Here is a 20,991-nt window from a genome sequence, read left to right on the forward strand (position 1 = left end):
GATCAGTGTCCTTTCCCACAGGCTTCGATAGCTGCTTCGCGTGCCTGCATCCAGGCGTTCCAGTGCTTTTGAAAATGAGCTTCCAGCTTGGCCAACGTTCCGGTTCTTAGCTGCTTGTATACTTGGAAACGGGTGACCAGGAGGCGCGGCTGGCGCTCAGCAGCCATGCTATGGCCAGCTTCGAGATCCTCAGCCATGCCTGCCTCCAGTAACTCGGTCGCAGACTCTTCTACGCCCGAAAGGATAACTACAGGGGGTGGAGCTTGACCCAGCAGTTTTCGCAAACAGTCATCACCGAGGCGACGGGGCCCGTCGTGGTCGGTAGGCTCCCCAGACCAGTGGCGCAAAGCGATGCTGAGCACATCCCCAATTGGTTCGATCGAGCGCCAATCAACACCGCCAAGCCCCACACACGCTAACAGCAGCATGATGATTGCGGTCTCCATGAGCTCTACCGTCCGAGGCCCAATTCGTAACGCGTGCTTGGCATTAATACCTTCAGTTACGGGATACATCATTTGCTCGAAGAGCAACAAGCGGGCTTCAGGATCTTTGTCTAACTCGGCTCGCCATACCAACCATTTCTCTGCCATCGCAACCGACAAATCATGGTCGTTTATGCCGTTAAGCTTATTTCCGACGCAGATTTGAAGCTGTTGCCACACCACATCATTCATCGCGGCATGAAGATCATCTGACTCGATTTTGGTGCCCGCAGGTGAGCAGATCTTGCGCTCCCTTGCGCACGAAAGGGCCTCGGAACTCTCGAACCAGTGGAGATCGTCTAGATCCCGCTCAGTGTCTCCAAGCGTGCTACGCAATTCACTGTGTGCCCCTTGACGCCATGCGCGCTCGCCTAGGAGCATGGATTCGCTCCCTGTTTTGAGATGCAACGCCAGACGAAGAATCGCGGAAGGTAAGCTAAGTGCTTTGGTGGGGCGAGCATATTCAGCGTGTAGTCTCAGCCGCCGGTTTGGGATGCTCTGGGCCCAATGATGATTTACGACTTGCTCGGCAGGACTGCTAGCTGAGTGGGACGTTGCAGTGCCAAGGTCGTGCGTGCCGGACACTGTCCAGCCTACACCTGGGATAGGGTCAACCAAGTATTGCGTCCAAGTCTGCCCCCCTGCTCGAAGCAGCTTCTGAAGGTGCGTGGCCGTGGTATGGCAAGACACCGCATTCGTGTCCGTCGTGCTGTCCCCGATATAGTCCAGCAACACACTAAGCGTTATGGCCGAGTCGGTGAAGTGCCTGTCGAGAGACTCAAGCGCACTTTTCTCCAAAGCACCTTCATCACCGACGCAGTGAATTTCCAGCACCCGCATCTTCTCGACGATATGGGCCCAGTCATTGAACCCGCACCACGTTGTAAGCCAGGTATAGACATTCTGAGTAGGCTTATCATCGCGCTTACCGAGCCCAGCAAGGTTGACGCCATCCTTGCGACAGAGATCCCAGACTTCGCGCAGGTGCGTGATCCTGAGAACGTCCTGATCCTTTTCTTTCCCTTTAATCACGACCTCAGGGCCAGGCAGGGTCAACGAGAACGTACGCTTGGCCGGTTTCACGCCCACCGGAGGTGGTTGCCAAGCCGCCAAGCTCTTGAAGACTTTCTCCAGCTCAGAATCGAATTTCGTTTCTGAGGCAGACTCTGGTTCTTCTTCAGCAGCAACGATGCCAGCGTCTGGCTTCTTCTTGCGAGGTTTGTAGGAGGCTAGGTAATCATCTTTGTCGAAGTGTTTATCGCTGAAATCGCTGGTCTGCCGCTTGATTTGCAAGTGCTCCCAGTGGTCGTCACTGTGGTAGATGACCACATCGTCCCATTCAGCTATGCCACCCTGCTCAGCACCGATTCCCAGCGGAGCAGGGCGCCCATCCAGGAATTTATCCACCATATCCGACAAGCGCTGGGCGATTACCAGCTTTTCGTAGCGGCCTTTTTGCTCAAGCCGGAACCTTCTAATCATTGTGAATCCCTTCAGGCGTTTCGGCGCCCAAGGCACCAATGGCAGGTGGCCACATAGTAACGAGCCGACTTCACCGAAGGAACTGGGGTTTATGCATAAATTGCTGCCGCATGTTTGGTTACTTGCTGAACGAGCTGGCGCCAGTCGGATAGGTCGATGACTGCCGCTCAGCCAGTGGGGCGCGAGAAGCTCATAGTTGCCATTGAAGCGTTCAGGGACAGGAGCACAAGGACGATGCGGTTGGCGAGTGCGCGTGATGATCCCAGCCCTTGGATGTGATGGAGCGTCACTGTTTCCACGCAGACTGGTGGTCATTGGGCAGTTTTGTGTGTTGGGCAAGGGAGCAGCGGGCTCCTTGGTGCACGACGATAAAAAGTGCACGCAAAAGGAAGCCCGCTGCTAGGCGGGCAAGATCTATCACACGTAGGGATAGCTGAGACTGCGCAAACAGGCGTGAAAAATATGTGAATCAAATGTCCTGGATACGTCACCACTGCCTACGACTCGGGAGTAGACTACACCGGATAGGAGTGCTGACTGCCGGTCAGCGCTGGTAGGTCTTCACGGCGAGGCGCCATCACCCAACAAGACCACCGCGAGCGCTGCAGCTGACAGGAAGAAGTGACATTCCCATCGCCATTCGTTTTACTGAGGTTTCAGCCGTTACCGAAGTGACCAGGCGCCGCCAGAAAGAGTTGTGGCAACCGCCCCGCGGCTAACCAGCAAGCGTAAACACACAAGACCAGCATCAGGCCACCGGTGCTGGATCTGGTCGCCTGCTCTCGTACCCATCGCGGCTAGTGCATGGAAGGTCTCTCCCACGGCCTTTTCCATGGGATTCCGATCAAGATGCGTAGGCATATCCGGTCACTGGCGAGGCAACATCCGATACTGACCAGCATTTTCCCCTGTCCCGACATACCGCACAGCGCAAGTCCCAGCTAGAGCTTGCGAAGCTTCAGCCCCCAAAAGCAGTGACCTGAGTGGATCGATGATATTGATTTTCACGTCTTCGGGGCAGTTAATGTCCGTCAAACGTACGCTGTAGCACCATTCATTGTCATACTCCGTGTGCACCCACCTGAACAGTTGGCCGCTCTCAAGCTCCAGGTCGTAACCGCTATCCAGATCGCAAGGAAAGCCCATCTGAATATCGACGAAATCGATCGGCCACCCCCACTTGCCGATGTGCACCAGAGGCTCTCGATTATCAATTGCCTCAATACCTTCGCCTGCGAGGCTGATTTGAACGATGATGTGGCTAGTGGTCGACCGCTTAGGCTTGGACGCAATGGGCAGCGAAATGCCTATGCCGGTGTACACCCAGCCGTCTTCATCCGTCGCTCGGGAGGTGATCCATGCACTGCTCGGCTTGAAGTACTTGGCAAGCTCAGGCGTCAAAAAAACTCTACTGATTTCCTGCTTGACCAGATCAGCCAGCGTTTCACACTCACCAGCAAGCCTCGACATGAATTTCACCGCATCGGTAATTGACGCTCCAATGCTGATGGGGGAGGACGACATCACTGAGAACTCCATAGGAAATGATTAGGCTTGGGGTTAACCATAACAGGTAGATCTGGCGCCTTCGTGTCGAAGCCGTTCAACGGATTCCAAAACACGTGCGTACGTGCGGGTACTGTTGCAGGCGAGAGTTGCTGAAATCCCTGGAATCGCTTGATGTCCAGTTGACCAAGGAAGCTGGTGACTTGAGATCGCCATTTGCTAAGTCCGTGAATCGCCCCTGGTTTTCTAGACACTCTCCAAGCTCAGGAAATAGCGTTTCTCATACTCTACTGGAGACAGCTGCATAGCACTGCTGTGTCGGCGTTTAGGGTTATAGAACATCTCGATGTAATCGAAAATATCACTTCGGGCTTCTTCACGGGTTGTGTAGATCTTTCGTCGGATTCGCTCTCGCTTCAAAAGCTGGAAAAAGCTCTCGGCTACGGCATTGTCGTGGCAGTTTCCCCGCCGGCTCATGCTGCTGATTACAGGCTCTTCGCATTTAAGGGTGTAGCTGATTTCTAAACCCTCCTGACTTCAGCAAGCACCTGGCTATGTAATTGGTTAAATTTCTAAAGCCCAAGGCGGTACCTCGTAAGTGCTCAAGTCGCCCGTTGATAGCTTCTGTTGGACCGTTGCTGGTTCCTGGCCGGTCGAAGTAGGCAAGGATGCTCTCAGCGTATTTTTTCAGCGTTTCCCCCAAGCCTTTCACCTCGATGAGCGCTTTGGGCAAGTCGCTGGCTGTAATGATATTTATGACCTCTTCCATGAGTTTTTTACCACGTTTTCGATCCGGCTCGTTGTAGGCGCTGACCACCCGTTGGTACATGCTCCAGGTGCAATCCACTTCGAGGTGGTGCTCATCTGCAAACAGCTGGAACAGTTGCTTTTTGTTGGCGTCAGACAGGTAGCTGATCCGAGTCAGTAGCGTTCGACGGCTTTTGTAGAGCGGGTCATTTTTACGCCCTCTGCGGCCCAGGATGTCGTGTTGCACACGCCGGCGGCATTCATCCAGCATGTTGCTTGCCCAGCGCACGACATGGAAAGGATCCAGCACGGTTTGGGCTTGAGGCAGGGCTTCTTGCGCTGCAGATTTAAACCCCGTAAAACCGTCCATGGCAATGCTTTCGATCTGGTCACGCCACGATTTGGGGCGACTCTGTAGCCATTGCTTAAAGGCTTGTTTGGAGCGGCCTTCCAGCACATCGAGCAAGCGGGCCGGCCCGTTTTTGTTACGCACGGGCGTAAGGTCAACCACGATGGTGACGTACTTGTCACCACAGCGTGTATGTCGCCAAACATGCTCATCCACGCCCAGCACGGTCACACCGTCAAAACGTGTCGAGTCATTAAAAAGCAGGCGCCGTCCTTCGTTGATAATGGCATTATTAGCGGTGTGCCATGCAACATCAAGCTGGCTCGCAACACGAGATACCGACAGATGATCCAGCACGATGGCAGCTAATGCCCAGCGTATCGCCCCATATGAAAGCTTTGAACGTGGAGGTGCTGCACTGTTTGTATCTTCATGCCAGAAACAGCCGCAAGCACAACGCCAGCGACGGATACGCAGCAGCAATCTGGTTGGTCGTTGTCCGTAAGGTGTGTGAGCAAGATGCCTATCGACAGTACCGCGTGAAACACCAGCAGCCCCGCACTTGGGGCATGGCTCGGGTGCTTTGGTTAAACGACATTCGATGACGGCGCGCTCTGCACAAAGATGTTGTCCAGTGGCAGTCAGGCCGAGGTTATTCAGTTGGCAAAAGCTGGAAAGATCAGGGCTAGAAAAGGTAAGATTGTTCACGTCGGGGGCTTAGTTTTTGTTGGTGTGAGAGCTTACATTTTCTAAGATCCTCGACTCCTTTTCCAGCCGGTCAGATTTTTTCTACACCCTTAAATGCGAAGAGCCTGATTACATTGTTGGCCTTCAAAAAGCTTTTCCAATCCGAGCTACTGAACTGACTGCCTTGATCTGAGTGAATCATAACTTGCTGCTGAGGCTTGCGTCGCCAAACAGCCATCAACATCGCGTCGATAGCCAGGTCGCTGCACATCCTTGGCTTCATTGACCAACCAATTACTTGGCGTGAGAAGAGATCCAGCACTACCGCGAGGTAGAGCCACCCTTCATAGGTGCGGATGTAAGTGATATCTGTCACCCAGACCTTGTTCGGCTCACTTACCTTGAACTGCCGCGCGAGGTGGTTGGGCGAGGCCACTGTTGGTTTTCCACCATAGAACCCTGGACGCCGCCGATAGCCCGTTTGAGAACGCAGCCCCTCCGCCTGCATCAAGCGCCTGACTCGATTTCGGCCGCATTCCTCTCCCAGCTCACGCAGGTCATCGTGAATTTTGCGGTAGCCGTATACACCTCCGCTTTCCAGCCAAGCGTGTTTGATCAAGCCAAGCAGACGTTGATCTTCTTTTGCTCGGGCAGATTGAGGCTCGGCCAGCCAGGCGTAATAGCCGCTGGGGTGCACCTTGAGGGTTTGGCAAAGGCGCCGCACCGGGTAATCAGTCGAGTGCTTCTTGATGAAGGCGTACTTCAGCCGCACTCCTTGGCAAAGTACGCGGCGGCCTTTTTTAAGATGTCTCGCTCTTCCGTCACGCGCTTGAGTTCAGCGCGTAGCTTGCGCAGTTCGGCCTGCTGATCGTCGTCTTGCTGACGCTGCTCTTGGGGCTTGCTGTAGACCTTGATCCAGGCGTAAAGACTGTGCACGGACATGCCCAGGCGCTGGGCGACATCGGCGACAGGTTTGCCTTTCTCGGTCACTTGCTTGACCGCTTCGATCTTGAATTCTTCGGGGTAACGCTGACGACTCATGGCACCTCCTATTTGGGCCTCATTATGAGGCTTGGAGGTGTCTACGAAACCAGGGGCGATTCATCCCAATGGAAGAGTTAGAACCCAACCATCATCCCGATAGGATAGGTTTTGCATCGAAAAGAAAGGCAGTGCGCTGCTGAATTGTACAGCACTCAGCTCAAAGAAGTGACAACAAGCGTAAACGAATAAAATTCTCTCGCCGCCTTTGACTAGCGAGCAGTTTTGCTCAAGCCACTTTAAATAAGCCAATGATTGAGCGGAGGCGTCCTGTAAGTCACATTCAGGCTGCGCCGGGAGGCTCGGAGGACTTATTACCCCGTAGGCTCCGTTCGAGAGAAACTCTCCAAACATGCGCAATACCCATTTCATGGAGTGCAAGGCCTTTGGCTTCGGTTTGGATATAGGTCTCCAGTCGGGATTAACAGTTTTTTCGGAGCGGTGGTAATCGACAAACCTCGGGCACAGTGACTTTTCGCGGATCCAGTCAGCAGGCGGACTCTGATAAAAAGCCATAAAGGCTGCCATGTCCTGTGCGTCAACAGTTGAGAGGGGCTTGTTGCGGACGCAGAACAACCACAGCACAAAAACTTCAAATAGCCGGGCTTTGAGAATTGAGCGCTCAGGAGTGTCCCTCACGAATTCGATTGCCAGTTCATATGACACCCAGGCATGGCAGGAGACTGGTAACCCGTTTAGGTAGTCGGCAATGCACTTAGATTCCTCTTGCTGGCTAGCAGTCAACATGATGTGCGGATCGAAAAACTGCGGAAACAGCGGATGGAAATTGACTTCCATGATGAGGACTCCCGGATTTCGGATCACGAATGAAGTCACAGCATAGCTGTGACTAGCAGGCAAAATAGGCTCCGGTGCGAACGGGGAAAAAATAAAAATGGAATCTGATTAATTCGTAGAGAAAGCGATGATTTGTTCCAGTTATTTCATCGTCAGTCCCGTGCAGAATCTGATTAATTCGTTGACTCTTATCGCATTGATTCCATTTATCTCGCGGTCGCAGTCGAAAGATAACGAGACTGAAGTTGATCTAGATTCGGAAGGGGCTCCGCTAAGCTCATGAACGACGTACCATTCCAGTGAATCGTTGTTTTTTCTGAAAAACTCTCAACGCTCACAGGGGCAAGGTGGAGTTCTAGGCTTTGGGTGAAAGAGATTATGAACGGGCGCTTCCAAATATGTCATTTAACATAATACTCATTATGCGCTAGCCTATATTTGGTCACCAGACCACGAGTGAGGCACTTTGGGACCAGGGAAAGCTCCCTGGTCGATTTGATCTTCCCGCTCTGATCGATCGCTGGCCCACCAGCGCGGTCGTCAATCCGGTACCTCTGTCCGTGGTGCCTGCGATGCAAAAACGAAATCAGACCTTCGCACCTCAAGCGTCAGGCCAGCCATGTGCTTTCAGATTTGCGCGCAGGCCAGGAGCTTTCGGCATCACCGCACTTACTGTTCAGCCTTGCCCATCCCATTTCCATCCGCTGCCATTTGGAACGCAACGCGTGCGCATCCTCATTCCATGCCTCGTGTATGGATTGCAGGCTACGGCGATCAGTTCACATGATCGGCCTTATCGTTCAGCGCCCTGAATCCAGTCGCGCACCAACCGTTCACGTTGTTCATCAGATAACGCCGGCCTGCTGCAGGCCAAAGTTTACCTTGATCATGAAGTAGCGACCGTCTGCTGGCTTCTTCGCGGGAAAGCCCTGCACCCGCATGTAGAACGCAAGCTTGAGGTTAACGCGGTACCTGTGGGAGCGGCGCCGCGCCGGCTTCTTCACGGTGAACCCTCCCAAAAGTACAACACAAGCTTCAGGTTCACACGATAACTATGGGAGCGGCTTCAGCCGCGGACTGACTGGCATGCGACTACTGACGATACCGGGACAGCACCCTGCGGAACACTACGTTTGCGCCTAATATGCAAATAAATTATAACTATGCTAAATATTCATTTAGAGTAGTTATATTAAAGCACCCACCTACCTGAGCATCCGCACCGAACTGGTCGCATCACAGGCCATATCCAGGTCTTCTCCTGAGAGGATTTGCGCGTAATGATCCTTTAACTCCTGCTCCCAGCTCGCCACTTCTTCAAGCAAATGCTCGGCTTGATCCCGTGTCAGTGCAAAGTGCGTATGGTGGCTGAGCAGATTGCTCCGGCTGACCTGGCTGCCCTCCCGGCCAATCGCCATGGCCAAGGCCTTCGCGGGCCCCTCATCAAGCATCGGCAATACGTCGTACATCGGTGAAAGCCGCCACTTCCCGCCAACCCAGACCACTGCATGGTTGCGCGGATGGTCGTCGGAGTTGCCTGCCAGGGCGTTGTAGCACATGCGTTTGAACAGCTCCTGCAGGTCGCCATCCGGCACTCCCCGCCGACGCATCTCGTCTGCCACGGCGGCATAGCGCCAATCCCTGTGGTGCGGGCCATCCCACTCCGAGTCGAGCAAAGTCAGAGCACTGAGCATCGGTATGCGCCTAGCGCCCTCGGCAATGGGCGTGCGGTCAAAGCGCTCGACCAGCAATGTAGATGGGTTTTCAGCATGCAGCGCGGTCCGGGCCACGTTAATACCCTTCCCCGCCGCAAATGTCATACAGGCGTACTCAATCGTCGGTAGGTCGTAGTGGTCAAACCGATCGCGTGGTTTAGCCAGAATGAGCATCCCTTTGTCCTGAAGGGTGCGTTTCGGTCGTGCGCCACCCAACGCAGAGCGTTGCTGCCGCACATTCAGCGTAGCGGCGGATTCACTGTCGAGCTGCCCGTCATATACCGTTTCACAAGCGGCAACGAATCTTGCCAGACCCATCAGGTTCGGTACCGCACCCCCGCCAATGCCTTCGGCAGGAGTTGTGGCGCTGCCTGCCATCAGGTTGCCGACGCGATCGTTGTTTGGTGATTTGAGCAGAAAGTCGATTGTGCCCAGGTCTTGCCCGTAAGCCCGGTGCAGCAGTCGCTCCCCCCAGCCGTCAGGCATGGCATCATTGATGAAGCCAGGTATGCCGCGGTTCTTGGTAATGCCGGAGTAGGCTTCGGCGCGCAGAGGGTAATTGATCGGGTCAGGTATCCAGCCGCCACGCGCCACCTGGTCTGGGGCATACAGGAACTCGCCCACCTTACCTTTCAGCGTTAGCCGCCCAAGAGTCATGACTTCGCCCGTTTCCGGGTGCTCCATATAGATGTACGCGCGAGACATCAGAACTCCTCGGGCTTGGGCTTCGCCAGCCGTACACGCTTGGCCGCGATGCCCTGATGCGCGTCGTGGCCTCGGGTGAAGCGTGTGATCTGTGAGCTTTTTTCCAGGCCCTCCAGCGACGAGAACACCGTATCACTGATACCAAGTCGCCACAGCACCAGCATGAACGACCGTAGGTCCACTAGCTCGGAGCCGCTCTCGATCTTGCGCAGGGTATGCGCTGAAACATCGATAGCTGCCTTGAGGTCAGCCTGGCGCAGGCCTAGCGCCAGGCGCCGGGCCTTGACCAACAACCCGATTTTACTGAGTGTGTCGGCACATGCGACGGGAAAGTAGTCCGGCATAAGGCTTACCATGGTTAACATTAATCAATTTAAAGTTAACCATATCACACATTACGCAGGGCTTTCCCAAACCTAATGTCTATATGGGTTTACCTTATAAAGGGTAAGGCTCACTATGGTTGACATTATTTTTCAAATCAGCCCGCCAAAACGCCTGTAAAAGCCTTCATTCACATCCGGCAACGGCCCATCAGCCGTCTCCAGCGCTACATTCAGCCATTCTTCCGCCTTGGCAAACACCAGCCGATAGAGGTTACGGCACAACTGTCGCGCGGCCCTTCCCTCCCAATCCCCAGGCAGCAGCTCGTCCGGCAGTTGCGGGTCACGCAGCAGCAGCCGACGGTATTCGTGAATCAGCAGCGTACGCGCCAGGAAGCAATCCTGCGCATCAAGTTGTTGCTGCTCTTTCAAACCTTGCCAGAGCGGCCTGAACAGCTGGATGAACTCGCTGTACTGCTGCCCCAGTTCGTCGATGCGCCAGCTTTCCCTCACCTGGGCACGCATGGCCTTGGATGCCAGCACTTCCTGGGTGTGGGTTTCGAAGACGATGCTGTCGTCGCTCGCCTCCAGGTCACGCAAGGTGGCAGCCAGGTCGGCGCGGTCTGCCCGTGGGCAGCCCAGCAGGTTCGGCGCCATGGTCCCGAAGCCCTGCCACTCCAACTCTTCACGCAAAGCCTTGCGCTTGCCGGCCTCCAGTTGCGAGAGCAAAACCAGTGTCCAGGCACCGTCCCAGGCTGGCTGGCTGGGGCTGTAGACCCGCTTGAAGGCCTTCTCGAAACGCCGGCGGCCGGTACCTGTCAGGCTGTAGTAGCTGCGGCGGCCAACCTTTTCGGCAGTGAGCCAGCCTTCCTTGGTAAGGCGGAAGATCGATGTGCGGATCAGGCGCTCGTTGATGCCGATCGGCTCCAGCAGGTTGATCAGGCTACCCAGCCAGACGGTTCCGCCGTGGGGCTCGATGGCGTCGCCGTACAAAGTGATGATCAGGGAACTGGCGCGGATCGGCGTCTGTTCCTGGAAGCGGGTGATCAGGTTGTTCAGTGGGGCGAGATTGCTCATGGGCGAACTGTGCACGGTTAAAGCACCGACTATACCTGCGCGGCAGGCCGCCTGACCATTGCGTGACGCTGCCAGGCTCATGCCGATGCCTGGCCTTTGGGCCTGACGCCGGTGTCTTCCATGCGTGGGCGCTCGGGCTCGACCTCGGTCAGTGGCGGGCATTCGACCATACTGTTCATGCAGCGTTGCGCCAGGTGCTGATACTCCGCCGTGCCACGTTGCTTCCAGGCCAGTTCCTGTTCGGTCAGTGGGCGCTTGACCTGAGCTGGCGAGCCCATCACCAGGCTTTGTGCCGCACATTCGAAACCCGCCTTGACGAATGCCGTGGCCGCGACGATGCAGCGCGGTGCCACATGGGCACCATCCATCACCACCGCGTTCATGCCGATCAGGGCGTCTTCGCCCACGCGACAGCCGTGCAGCACGGCGCCATGCCCGACATGCCCGTTGCGTTCGACCACCGTATCGCCCCCCGGGAAACCATGCATCACGCAGGTGTCCTGCAGGTTGGCACCCTCCTCCAGCACGATACGGCCGAAATCCCCCCTTAGTGACGCCAGTGGGCCGACGTAGCAACGAGGGCCGACGATGACATCACCAATCAGCACGGCGCTAGGGTGCACGTAGGCTGTCGGATGAACCACGGGCGTCAGGCCGTCCAGTCGATAGCAAGGCATGGCAAAGCTCCTGAAATGATTTCAAATGCGCCTTGATCTTGTATCACAATCTTGTGATGCGTCAATCGCCATGGTCGTGTATCGCTTTTGTCGGGGTCATCGAGCTCCATTAAATGCAGCGTTAATCGTTAATTACAAGGTGATGAAGCGATTCAACATCAGAAAACCCTTTGCTGAGGCAGGTGTCACCCCTGCAAAAAGAGATACATAAAACAATTTTGAATGTTGCTTTTTTGTATCGCGTAATGCATATACTGGTTCCACCTGGACGTGACCCCCGCATCACGCCCCTGCAAACAATTCCAAGAAATGCCGGCCCCACGATGTGCCGTGCGTGCAGCCAGAGGAACCCGACATGCCGCGATATCTTGATGTGCAGGCGCCCGAACAGGGCGTCCAGCTCATTACCCTGCAACGGCCCGAGGCGCTCAACGCCCTGTGCACCGAGCTACTGGCAGAGCTGGCCGCAGCGCTGGAAGCGGCTGGGCAAGACGAACAGACCCGCGCGGTGGTCATCACCGGCAGCCGCAAGGCATTCGCCGCAGGCGCCGATATCCGCGAGATGGCCGAGCGCGACCTGGTCGGCATCCTCAACGACCCCCGGGTGGCCCACTGGCAAAGCATCGCCGCCTTCGCCAAGCCACTGATCGCCGCCGTCAACGGCTACGCCCTGGGTGGCGGCTGCGAACTGGTGATGTGTGCCGACATCGTCATCGCCGGCAGCGACGCCCGTTTCGGCCAGCCGGAAATCAACCTCGGCATTATCCCCGGTGCCGGTGGCACCCAACGCCTGCTGCGGGCAGTAGGCAAGCCGCTGGCCATGCAAATGGTGCTGACCGGTGAAGCCATCACCGCCCCTCATGCATTGCAGGCCGGGCTGGTCAGCGAAATCACCCAGCCGGAACTCACCGTAGAACGCGCCCTGCACATCGCCCGCAGCATCGCCGCCAAGGCCCCGCTGGCAGTGCGCCTGGCCAAGGAAGCGTTGCTCAAGGCCGGCGATACCGACCTGGCCAGCGGCCTGCGTTTCGAACGCCATGCCTTCACCTTGCTGGCCGGCACCGCCGACCGCGACGAAGGTATCCGTGCCTTCCAGGAAAAACGCCAGGCCCGCTTCCAGGGCCGCTGATCATCTTTCCCTCGACTGACGGAGCGAGCCTGTCATGACTTTCCAGCACATCCTGTTTTCCATCGAGGACGGCGTCGCCCTCCTCTCGTTGAATCGCCCCGAGCAGCTGAACAGCTTCAATACCGCCATGCACCTGGAAGTGCGCGAGGCGCTCAAGCAAGTACGCCAGAGCAGCGAAGCCCGGGTGTTGTTGCTGACTGCCGAAGGCCGGGGTTTCTGCGCCGGCCAGGACCTGTCCGATCGCAACGTCGCCCCGGGCGCTGAGATGCCGGACCTGGGCGAATCGATCGACAAGTTCTACAACCCGCTGGTGCGCACCCTGCGCGACCTGCCGCTGCCGGTGATCTGTGCGGTGAACGGCGTGGCAGCCGGCGCCGGTGCCAACATCCCGCTGGCCTGCGACCTGGTGCTGGCGGCCCGCTCGGCCAGCTTCATCCAGGCCTTCTGCAAGATCGGCCTGGTACCCGACTCCGGCGGCACCTGGCTGCTGCCGCGTCTGGTCGGCATGGCACGGGCCAAGGCTCTGGCCATGCTGGGCGAGCGCCTGGGCGCCGAACAGGCCCAGCAATGGGGGCTGATCCACCGCGTGGTGGACGATGCCGCGCTGCGTGACGAAGCCCTCACCCTCGCCCGCCAGCTCGCCACCCAGCCCACTTACGGCCTGGCCCTGATCAAGCGCAGCCTGAACGCCAGCTTCGACAACGGTTTCGATGAACAGCTGGAGCTGGAGCGCGACCTGCAGCGCCTGGCCGGGCGCAGCGAGGACTATCGCGAAGGCGTGAGTGCCTTCATGAACAAGCGCACGCCGACATTCAAGGGGCGTTGATCATGAGCGCACTCGCAAGCAATGCCCAAGTGGCGGTGATCGGTGCAGGCGCCATGGGCGCAGGCATCGCCCAGGTTGCGGCCCAGGCCGGCCACCCGGTAAAGCTCTACGACAACCGCCCGGGCGCTGCCGCCCAGACGGTGGCCGGCATAGACCGGCAACTTGCCCGCCTGGTGGAAAAAGGCAAGATGCAGGCTACCGAACGGGAAGCCATAAGCGCCCGGCTGTGCCCGGTAGACGCCCTCGAAGCCCTGGCCGATGCTCATCTGGTGATCGAGGCCATCGTCGAGAACCTGCAGGTCAAGCAGGCGCTGTTCAGCCAGCTGGAAGCCTTGTGCGCCACCGACTGCATCCTCGCCAGCAACACTTCGTCGCTGTCCATCACCAGCCTCGCCGCCGGGCTGCAACGCCCGCACCAGGTGGTTGGCATGCACTTCTTCAACCCGGCGCCGCTGATGGCCCTGGTCGAAGTGGTCTCGGGCCTGGCCACCGCCCCGGCTGTTGCCGCGTGCATTCATGCCACCGCCCAGGCCTGGGGCAAGCAGCCGGTGCACACGCGCTCCACGCCGGGCTTCATCGTCAACCGTGTGGCGCGGCCGTTCTACGCCGAAAGCCTGCGCCTGCTGCAGGAAGGCGCAGCCGATTGCGCCAGCCTCGATGCGCTGCTGCGTGATGCCGGTGGTTTCCGCATGGGCGCGTTCGAACTCACCGACCTGATCGGCCACGATGTCAATTACGCCGTTACCTGTTCGGTCTTCGATGCGTTCTATGGCGACTTCCGCTTCCAGCCTTCGCTGGTGCAAAAAGAACTGGTGGACGCGGGCCGCCTCGGGCGCAAGACCGGCCAAGGCTTCTATAGCTATGCCGAAGGCGCCGAACGCCCGCAGCCAGCCGAACTGCATAGCCCCGCCATAGTCGATGCCTGCGTCGTCGAAGGCGACCTGGGGGTGATGCAGCCGCTGGTCGAACGCCTGCGCCAAAGCGGCGTCGCCGTGACCCAGCGCGCCGGCAGCGGCCTGATCCAGGTGGGCGATGCCACCCTGGCGCTGTCCGATGGCCGCCTGGCCAGCCAGCGCGCCCGGGAAGACGGCCTGCGCAACCTGGTGCTGCTCGACCTTGCCTTGGACTACACCAACGCCACCCGCCTCGCCATCAGCTGGTCGGCCGACACCAGCGACAACGCTCGCGACCAGGCGGTGGCCTTGCTGCGGCGTGCCGGCCTGAAGGTAACGGCGGTCGCCGACCTGCCCGGCCTGGTGGTGCTGCGTACCGTGGCGATGCTCGCCAACGAGGCCGCCGATGCCGTGCTGCAAGGTGTCGGCAGCGCCGCCGACATCGACCTGGCCATGCGCGCCGGCGTCAACTACCCCTGCGGCCCGCTGGCCTGGGCCGCGAACCTCGGCATCCCCCACACCCTGCGCGTGCTCGACAACCTGCAGCGCAGCTACGGCGAGAGCCGCTACCGCCCTTCCCTGCTGTTACGCCGCTGCGAAGCCAAAGGAGGCACCCTGCATGACTGAAGTCGAACTGGCACAAGCCTGTGCCGAGGCCATGTACGCCCGCGACCAGGCCACCCAGGGCCTGGGCATCCGCCTGCTGGAAGCCGGCCCGGGCCAGGCATGCCTGCGCATGCCGGTACGCGCCGACATGATCCAGGGGCATGGCACCTGCCATGGCGGCTTCCTGTTCGCCCTGGCCGACTCGGCATTTGCCTTCGCCTGCAACAGCCACGACCAGGCCACCGTCGCCCTGGGCTGCAGCATCGAATACCTGGCCCCGGCGCTGCGCGATGACGTGCTTACCGCCTGCGCCAGCGAGGTCAGCCGCAAGGGCCGCACCGGCCTGTACCACGTCCGCATCGAGAACCAGCGCGGTGAGCTGGTGGCGATGTTCCATGGCAAATCCTACAAAGTGCGCGGCACCGTGCTGGCGCAGGAGACGCAAGATGACTGAACACACTCAAGCCGATGCCTTGATCATCGACGCCGTGCGCACCCCCATCGGCCGTTATGCCGGCGCCTTGAGCGGCGTGCGCGCCGATGACCTGGCCGCTATCCCGCTCAAGGCCCTGATCCAGCGCCACCCCGAACTGGACTGGAAAGCCATCGACGACGTCATCCTCGGCTGTGCCAACCAGGCTGGCGAGGACAACCGCAACGTCGCGCACATGGCCAGCTTGCTGGCCGGGTTGCCGATCGAAGTGCCGGGCACCACCATCAACCGCCTGTGTGGCTCCGGCCTGGATGCCATCGGCAATGCAGCCCGCGCCCTGCGCTGCGGCGAAGCCGGGCTGATGCTGGCCGGCGGCGTGGAGTCGATGTCACGCGCGCCGTTCGTCATGGGCAAGTCGGAGCAGGCGTTCGGCCGTGCGGCCGAACTGTTCGACACCACCATCGGCTGGCGTTTCGTCAACCCGCTGATGAAGGCGGCCTTCGGCACCGACTCGATGCCGGAAACGGCCGAGAACGTTGCGCAGCAGTTTGGTATTTCCCGCGCCGACCAGGACGCCTTTGCCCTGCGTAGCCAGCACAAGGCCGCTGCCGCCCAGGCACGCGGGCGCCTGGCACGGGAAATCGTGCCGGTCGAGATCCCGCAGCGCAAAGGGCCGGCCAAAGTGGTCGAGCACGACGAACATCCCCGCGGCGACACCACCCTGGAGCAACTGGCCAGGCTGGGTACCCCGTTCCGCGACGGCGGCAGCGTCACCGCCGGCAATGCCTCCGGGGTCAACGATGGTGCCTGCGCCCTGCTGCTCGCCAGCAGCGCCGCCGCCCGCCGTCATGGCCTGAAGGCTCGCGGCCGCATCGTCGGCATGGCGGTGGCCGGGGTCGAACCACGGCTGATGGGCATCGGCCCGGTACCAGCTACCCGCAAGGTGCTGGAGCTTGTCGGGCTGTCGCTGGCCGACATGGACGTCATCGAACTCAACGAGGCTTTTGCCGCCCAGGGCCTTGCGGTACTGCGCGAGCTCGGCCTGGCCGACGACGACGCGCGGGTCAACCGCAACGGCGGTGCCATCGCCCTTGGCCACCCATTGGGCATGAGCGGTGCACGCCTGGTCACCACCGCGTTGCACGAGCTGGAAGAAACCGCCGGACGCTACGCCCTGTGCACCATGTGCATCGGCGTTGGCCAAGGCATCGCGATGGTCATCGAACGCCTCTGAGCAGCTCAGACCATCGGCTTGTTACCGAACCGAACGCAGCCGTATATGCTGCTTCCATGACACTCACCACGCGGCCTGCAACCGGTACCGCGCGGCGTACAAGAACAATTCGAGTGAAGCCATGAACATGTACCATGATGCCGATCGTGCCCTGCTGGACCCGATGGAAACCGCCAGTGTCGACGCCCTGCGCCAGCACCAGCTGGAGCGCCTGCGCTGGAGCCTGAAGCACGCCTACGACAACGTACCGCTGTACCGCCAGCGCTTTGCCGAGTGCGGTGCCCACCCCGACGACCTCAAGTGCCTGGAAGACCTGGCGAAGTTCCCCTTCACCGGCAAGAACGACCTGCGCGACAACTACCCCTACGGCATGTTCGCCGTGCCCCAGCAAGAGGTGGTGCGCCTGCACGCCTCCAGTGGCACCACCGGCAAGCCGACGGTGGTGGGCTACACCCAGAACGACATCGACACTTGGGCCAATGTGGTCGCCCGCTCGATCCGCGCCGCGGGTGGGCGCAAGGGGGACAAGGTGCATGTCTCCTACGGCTACGGCCTGTTCACCGGCGGGCTTGGCGCGCATTACGGTGCCGAGCGTCTGGGCTGCACGGTGATCCCCATGTCCGGTGGCCAGACCGAGAAGCAGGTGCAGCTGATTCGCGACTTCCAGCCCGACATCATCATGGTCACCCCCTCCTACATGCTCAACCTGGCCGACGAGATCGAGCGCCAGGGCATCGACCCGCAAGACCTCAAGCTGCGCCTGGGCATATTCGGCGCAGAGCCGTGGACCGACGAGCTGCGCCGCTCTATCGAGCAACGGCTGGGCATCGATGCCCTCGACATTTATGGCCTGTCGGAAATCATGGGGCCTGGAGTGGCGATGGAGTGCCTCGAAACCAAGGATGGCCCGACCATCTGGGAGGACCATTTCTACCCCGAGATCATCGACCCGGTCACCGGTGCGGTGCTGCCGGACGGCCAACTGGGCGAACTGGTGTTCACCTCACTGAGCAAGGAAGCGTTGCCCATGGTGCGCTACCGCACCCGCGACCTCACTCGCCTGCTGCCCGGTACCGCCAGGCCAATGCGGCGGATCGGCAAGATCACCGGCCGCAGCGATGACATGCTGATCATTCGCGGGGTCAACGTGTTCCCGACCCAGATCGAGGAGCAGGTGCTAAAAATAAAACAGCTTTCCGAGCTTTATGAGATTCATCTGTATCGCAATGGCAACCTGGATAGCGTCGAGGTGCATGTGGAACTGCGTGCGGAGTGTCAGCACCTCGATGAAGGCCAGCGCAAGCTGTTGACCGGGGAGCTGACCAAGCAGATCAAGACCTATATCGGCATCAGCACCCAGGTGCGCCTGCAGCCCTGCGGCACGCTCAAGCGTTCCGAGGGCAAGGCCTGCCACGTGTACGACAAACGGTTGGCCAGCTGATTCATTCGGCTGCCTTTTCGGCCCCGGCATCGTCCGGGGCTTTTTTTTGGCTGGCCTCTTCGCGGGTAAACCCGCTCCCACAGGAATTGCATGATGCCTGGGGGCTGCACATGACCTGTGGGAGCGGGTTTACCCGCGAAAGGGCCGCCAATGTGATACACAAATCTTATTCGATACACATAAAACTGTTTGACGTTATGTTTTGTATCGCTTACAAATGACTCATGCCTTAGCAGGAGTCGGAACACATGTACGCACAGCTAGTGGAAACCGGAGTCAAGCGCGTCAAGTCGCTGGAAGAGATGTCGCCCGAGGAGCGCAACTTCCAGGAAAAGATCGACGCCGAAATCAAGATCGAAGCCAAGAACTGGATGCCCGAGGCCTACCGCCAGACCCTGATCCGGCAGATCTCCCAGCACGCCCACTCGGAAATCGTCGGCATGCTGCCCGAAGGCAACTGGGTCACCCGTGCCCCCAGCCTCAAGCGCAAGCTGCAGCTGATGGCCAAGATCCAGGACGAAGCCGGCCACGGCCTGTACCTGTACAGCGCCATGGAAACCCTGGGCGCCGACCGTGATGAGGAAATCGCCAAGCTGCACAGCGGCAAGGCCAAGTACTCGAGCATCTTCAACTACCCCACCCTCAGCTGGGCCGACATGGGCGCAGTGGGCTGGCTGGTGGACGGCGCCGCCATCGTCAACCAGGTGGTGCTGCAGCGCACCTCCTACGGCCCCTATTCACGCGCGATGATCCGCATCTGCAAGGAAGAGAGCTTCCACCAGCGCCAAGGCTACGAAATCCTCCTGACCATGATGCGCCACGGCACCCAGGCCCAGCGGGACATGGTCCAGGACGCGATCAACCGCCTGTGGTGGCCGGCACTGATGATGTTCGGCCCTAGCGACGAGCACTCCCCCAACAGCGCCCAGTCCATGGCCTGGAAGATCAAGCGCCAGACCAACGATGAACTGCGCCAGCGCTTCATCGACCAGACCGTGCCGCAACTCGAGCTGCTCGGCTGCACCGCCCCCGACCCCGAACTGAAGTGGAATGCCGAGCGCGGTCACTACGACTTCGGCGAAATCCAGTGGGACGAGTTCTACGAAGTGATCAAGGGCAATGGCCCGTGCAATCAGGAACGTGTCGCCACCCGGCGCAAGGCCATCGAGGACGGCGCCTGGGTACGCGAGGCCGCCGTGGCCTACGCGCGCAAGCAACAGAACAAGAACGCCGCCTGAGCGGCGATTGATGCGGAGATCGAAAATGTCTGTCTGGACCCTCTACGAAGTGTTCGTGCGCAGCAAGCACGGCCTTAACCACAAGCATGTCGGCAGCGTGCACGCCGCCGATGCCGCCATGGCCATCGAAAACGCCCGCGAGCTGTACACCCGCCGCAGCGAAGGCGTCAGCCTGTGGGTGGTGCCCTCGGCACTGATCACCGCCTCTTCCCCGGACGAGAAAGACCCGCTGTTCGCCCCTGCGGACGACAAGGTCTACCGCCATGCCAGCTTCTACGAACTGCCCGACGAAGTCGGACACATGTGAGGTTGGCCATGCACAACGAAACCCTTGTCCCCTACCTGCTGCTGCTCGGCGACAGTGCCCTGGTGCAGGGCCAGCGCCTCTGCGAATGGTGTGGCCGCGCCCCGGCCATCGAAGAAGAACTGGCCCTGATGAACGTCGGCCTCGACCTGGTAGGCCAGGCGCGCAACTGGCTGGAATACGCCGCCGAGCTGCTCGATGATGGCCGTGACGCCGACGCCCTGGCCTTCCGCCGTGACGAGCGCGCCTATCGCAACCTGTTGCTGGTCGAGCAGCCCAACGGCGATTTCGCCGTGACCATGACCAAGCAGTTCTTCTATGACGCCTGGCATTTCGCCGTGCTTCAGGGGCTGGTCGGCTCGAACGACGGGCGTATCGCCGGTATTGCCGCCAAGGCCCTGAAGGAAGTCACCTACCACCTGCGCCGCTCCAGCGAGTGGGTGCAACGCCTGGGCGGTGGCACCGAAGAAAGCCGCCAACGCATGCTCGCGGCCATCCCGGCACTGTGGCGCTTCACCGTCGAACTGGCCGCCGGTAGCGACAATGAAGTGCACCTGGCGCAAGCGGGTATCGCCGCCGACCCCGCTGCCGTCGGCGCGGCCTGGCTCAAGCAGGTTGGCGAGACCTTCGCTTCGGTCGAACTGCCGTTGCCCAAGGCCGCCAGCCACTTCTACCTGGACGGCCGCAAAGGCCTGCACACCGAGCACCTGGGCCTGCTGCTGGCCGAGATGCAGTTCCTGCCAAGGGCCTACCCCGATGCAACCTGGTGAGCTGATTGCCGGCGACCGTGGCGCCCGCGCGCCACGCGGCGATGACCTGGCCCGGGCCTGGGCGGTACTGGCCCAGGTCATGGACCCGGAAGTGCCCGTGGTCAGCGTGGTCGACCTGGGCATCGTGCGCGACCTCGACTGGCGCGCCGGGCACCTGCACCTGGTCGTCACACCGACCTACTCCGGCTGCCCTGCCACCGAGGTGATCGAAGGGGATATCCGCCAGGCGCTGGAGCAGGCCGGCTTCCCCGCGCCGCTGCTCGAGCGCCGGCTGACCCCGGCCTGGAGCACCGACTGGATCAGCGAACTGGGCCGCGAGCGCCTGCGCGCCTACGGCATCGCCCCGCCACAGGGCAGCACCAGCAAACGCAGCCTGCTCGGCGAGGCGCCGCAGGTTTGCTGCCCGCAGTGCGGCAGCGCCCATACCGAATTGCTCAGCCAGTTCGGCTCCACGGCTTGCAAGGCGCTTTACCGCTGCCGCGAGTGCCTGGAGCCGTTCGACTATTTCAAATGCATTTGAGCCGT

The 20,991-nt window shown here is 59.8% G+C and carries 19 protein-coding genes and 2 pseudogenes; 10 read left to right on the forward strand and 11 right to left on the reverse strand.

Features of this window, described 5'->3' with window-relative positions:
- Positions 1-2: 2 nt before the first annotated feature.
- The 11 genes and pseudogenes from KDB76_RS15080 to paaY all read right to left on the reverse strand — a co-directional run bounded on the left by KDB76_RS15080 (position 3) and on the right by paaY (position 11,592).
- Positions 3-1,967 (reverse strand): ABC-three component system protein, encoded by a 1,965-nt coding sequence (locus tag KDB76_RS15080; protein ID WP_038409810.1) that lies wholly within the window; start codon positions 1,965-1,967, stop codon positions 3-5.
- An 867-nt stretch (positions 1,968-2,834) separates the two neighbouring features.
- Complete coding sequence (locus KDB76_RS15085) at positions 2,835-3,491, reverse strand: hypothetical protein (RefSeq protein ID WP_038409809.1); 657 nt, start codon at positions 3,489-3,491, stop codon at positions 2,835-2,837.
- Positions 3,492-3,719: 228 nt separating this feature from the next.
- A pseudogene (locus KDB76_RS15090) lies at positions 3,720-3,956 on the reverse strand (IS3 family transposase); the annotation flags it as partial.
- A 19-nt stretch (positions 3,957-3,975) separates the two neighbouring features.
- A complete protein-coding gene (locus tag KDB76_RS15095; RefSeq protein WP_011920678.1) occupies positions 3,976-5,277 on the reverse strand; it encodes an ISL3-like element IS1411 family transposase in 1,302 nt (433 codons plus the stop codon).
- 106 nt (positions 5,278-5,383) lie between these two features.
- Positions 5,384-6,297 (reverse strand): annotated as a pseudogene (locus KDB76_RS15100) (IS3 family transposase); the annotation flags it as partial.
- Positions 6,298-6,357: 60 nt separating this feature from the next.
- Positions 6,358-7,095, reverse strand: coding sequence for a hypothetical protein (locus KDB76_RS15105; protein WP_212632148.1), 738 nt, complete (start codon positions 7,093-7,095; stop codon positions 6,358-6,360).
- A gap of 845 nt (positions 7,096-7,940) precedes the next feature.
- Positions 7,941-8,099: a hypothetical protein gene (locus KDB76_RS15110; RefSeq protein ID WP_155418799.1), complete on the reverse strand. Its 159-nt coding sequence runs from the start codon at positions 8,097-8,099 to the stop codon at positions 7,941-7,943.
- A 201-nt stretch (positions 8,100-8,300) separates the two neighbouring features.
- Positions 8,301-9,515, reverse strand: a complete 1,215-nt coding sequence (locus KDB76_RS15115) for a type II toxin-antitoxin system HipA family toxin (protein ID WP_023663235.1) — start codon at positions 9,513-9,515, stop codon at positions 8,301-8,303.
- Positions 9,515-9,859, reverse strand: coding sequence for a helix-turn-helix domain-containing protein (locus tag KDB76_RS15120; RefSeq protein WP_013972604.1), 345 nt, complete (start codon positions 9,857-9,859; stop codon positions 9,515-9,517). The genes KDB76_RS15115 and KDB76_RS15120 overlap by 1 nt, the downstream gene beginning before the upstream one ends.
- 132 nt (positions 9,860-9,991) lie before the next feature.
- Positions 9,992-10,915, reverse strand: coding sequence for a phenylacetic acid degradation operon negative regulatory protein PaaX (paaX, locus tag KDB76_RS15125; RefSeq protein ID WP_024087123.1), 924 nt, complete (start codon positions 10,913-10,915; stop codon positions 9,992-9,994).
- A gap of 77 nt (positions 10,916-10,992) precedes the next feature.
- Complete coding sequence (paaY, locus tag KDB76_RS15130) at positions 10,993-11,592, reverse strand: phenylacetic acid degradation protein PaaY (protein ID WP_038409635.1); 600 nt, start codon at positions 11,590-11,592, stop codon at positions 10,993-10,995.
- Between the two features lie 355 nt (positions 11,593-11,947).
- Here paaY and paaF point away from each other — a divergent pair, with 355 nt between their 5' ends.
- From paaF to paaD, 10 genes are all read left to right on the forward strand, one after another.
- On the forward strand, positions 11,948-12,721 hold the full coding sequence (gene paaF, locus KDB76_RS15135) for a 2,3-dehydroadipyl-CoA hydratase PaaF (RefSeq protein WP_038409636.1): 774 nt from the start codon (positions 11,948-11,950) through the stop codon (positions 12,719-12,721).
- A 34-nt stretch (positions 12,722-12,755) separates the two neighbouring features.
- Entirely contained in the window at positions 12,756-13,547 is a 792-nt protein-coding gene (paaG, locus tag KDB76_RS15140) for a 2-(1,2-epoxy-1,2-dihydrophenyl)acetyl-CoA isomerase PaaG (RefSeq protein WP_038409637.1), read from the forward strand.
- A 2-nt stretch (positions 13,548-13,549) separates the two neighbouring features.
- On the forward strand, positions 13,550-15,067 hold the full coding sequence (gene paaH, locus KDB76_RS15145) for a 3-hydroxyacyl-CoA dehydrogenase PaaH (protein ID WP_038409638.1): 1,518 nt from the start codon (positions 13,550-13,552) through the stop codon (positions 15,065-15,067).
- Positions 15,060-15,500 (forward strand): hydroxyphenylacetyl-CoA thioesterase PaaI, encoded by a 441-nt coding sequence (gene paaI, locus KDB76_RS15150; RefSeq protein WP_038409639.1) that lies wholly within the window; start codon positions 15,060-15,062, stop codon positions 15,498-15,500. Before paaH ends, paaI begins: the two co-directional genes overlap by 8 nt.
- Positions 15,493-16,713, forward strand: a complete 1,221-nt coding sequence (pcaF, locus tag KDB76_RS15155; RefSeq protein ID WP_013972611.1) for a 3-oxoadipyl-CoA thiolase — start codon at positions 15,493-15,495, stop codon at positions 16,711-16,713. The genes paaI and pcaF overlap by 8 nt, the downstream gene beginning before the upstream one ends.
- Before the next feature lie 121 nt (positions 16,714-16,834).
- The gene (gene paaK, locus KDB76_RS15160; RefSeq protein WP_013972612.1) at positions 16,835-18,154 is read left to right on the forward strand and encodes a phenylacetate--CoA ligase PaaK; all 1,320 of its coding nucleotides are present in this window, start codon (positions 16,835-16,837) and stop codon (positions 18,152-18,154) included.
- Between the two features lie 248 nt (positions 18,155-18,402).
- Positions 18,403-19,392, forward strand: coding sequence for a 1,2-phenylacetyl-CoA epoxidase subunit PaaA (gene paaA / locus KDB76_RS15165; RefSeq protein ID WP_015270325.1), 990 nt, complete (start codon positions 18,403-18,405; stop codon positions 19,390-19,392).
- Positions 19,393-19,417: 25 nt separating this feature from the next.
- A complete protein-coding gene (gene paaB / locus KDB76_RS15170; RefSeq protein ID WP_013972614.1) occupies positions 19,418-19,699 on the forward strand; it encodes a 1,2-phenylacetyl-CoA epoxidase subunit PaaB in 282 nt (93 codons plus the stop codon).
- An 8-nt stretch (positions 19,700-19,707) separates the two neighbouring features.
- Positions 19,708-20,466 carry a 1,2-phenylacetyl-CoA epoxidase subunit PaaC gene (gene paaC, locus KDB76_RS15175; protein ID WP_038409640.1) on the forward strand — a complete coding sequence of 253 codons (759 nt, stop codon included), beginning with the start codon at positions 19,708-19,710 and terminating at the stop codon, positions 20,464-20,466.
- Positions 20,453-20,986, forward strand: a complete 534-nt coding sequence (paaD, locus tag KDB76_RS15180; RefSeq protein ID WP_013972616.1) for a 1,2-phenylacetyl-CoA epoxidase subunit PaaD — start codon at positions 20,453-20,455, stop codon at positions 20,984-20,986. The genes paaC and paaD overlap by 14 nt, the downstream gene beginning before the upstream one ends.
- Positions 20,987-20,991: the final 5 nt, after the last annotated feature.

The sequence above is a fragment of the Pseudomonas sp. JS425 genome (assembly GCF_018223845.1).
GTDB lineage: Bacteria > Pseudomonadota > Gammaproteobacteria > Pseudomonadales > Pseudomonadaceae > Aquipseudomonas > Aquipseudomonas asiatica.

Bases quoted from the DNA above. Each gene is read 5' to 3' on its own strand.
- KDB76_RS15080 (WP_038409810.1), bottom strand. From the start codon at position 1,967: ATGATTAGAAGGTTCCGGCTTGAGCAAAAAGGCCGCTACGAAAAGCTG.
- KDB76_RS15085 (WP_038409809.1), bottom strand. From the start codon at position 3,491: ATGTCGTCCTCCCCCATCAGCATTGGAGCGTCAATTACCGATGCGGTG.
- KDB76_RS15105 (WP_212632148.1), bottom strand. From the start codon at position 7,095: ATGGAAGTCAATTTCCATCCGCTGTTTCCGCAGTTTTTCGATCCGCAC.
- KDB76_RS15115 (WP_023663235.1), bottom strand. From the start codon at position 9,515: ATGTCTCGCGCGTACATCTATATGGAGCACCCGGAAACGGGCGAAGTC.
- KDB76_RS15120 (WP_013972604.1), bottom strand. From the start codon at position 9,859: ATGCCGGACTACTTTCCCGTCGCATGTGCCGACACACTCAGTAAAATC.
- paaX (WP_024087123.1), bottom strand. From the start codon at position 10,915: ATGAGCAATCTCGCCCCACTGAACAACCTGATCACCCGCTTCCAGGAA.
- paaY (WP_038409635.1), bottom strand. From the start codon at position 11,592: ATGCCTTGCTATCGACTGGACGGCCTGACGCCCGTGGTTCATCCGACA.
- paaF (WP_038409636.1), top strand. From the start codon at position 11,948: ATGCCGCGATATCTTGATGTGCAGGCGCCCGAACAGGGCGTCCAGCTC.
- paaG (WP_038409637.1), top strand. From the start codon at position 12,756: ATGACTTTCCAGCACATCCTGTTTTCCATCGAGGACGGCGTCGCCCTC.
- paaH (WP_038409638.1), top strand. From the start codon at position 13,550: ATGAGCGCACTCGCAAGCAATGCCCAAGTGGCGGTGATCGGTGCAGGC.
- paaI (WP_038409639.1), top strand. From the start codon at position 15,060: ATGACTGAAGTCGAACTGGCACAAGCCTGTGCCGAGGCCATGTACGCC.
- pcaF (WP_013972611.1), top strand. From the start codon at position 15,493: ATGACTGAACACACTCAAGCCGATGCCTTGATCATCGACGCCGTGCGC.
- paaK (WP_013972612.1), top strand. From the start codon at position 16,835: ATGAACATGTACCATGATGCCGATCGTGCCCTGCTGGACCCGATGGAA.
- paaA (WP_015270325.1), top strand. From the start codon at position 18,403: ATGTACGCACAGCTAGTGGAAACCGGAGTCAAGCGCGTCAAGTCGCTG.
- paaB (WP_013972614.1), top strand. From the start codon at position 19,418: ATGTCTGTCTGGACCCTCTACGAAGTGTTCGTGCGCAGCAAGCACGGC.
- paaC (WP_038409640.1), top strand. From the start codon at position 19,708: ATGCACAACGAAACCCTTGTCCCCTACCTGCTGCTGCTCGGCGACAGT.
- paaD (WP_013972616.1), top strand. From the start codon at position 20,453: ATGCAACCTGGTGAGCTGATTGCCGGCGACCGTGGCGCCCGCGCGCCA.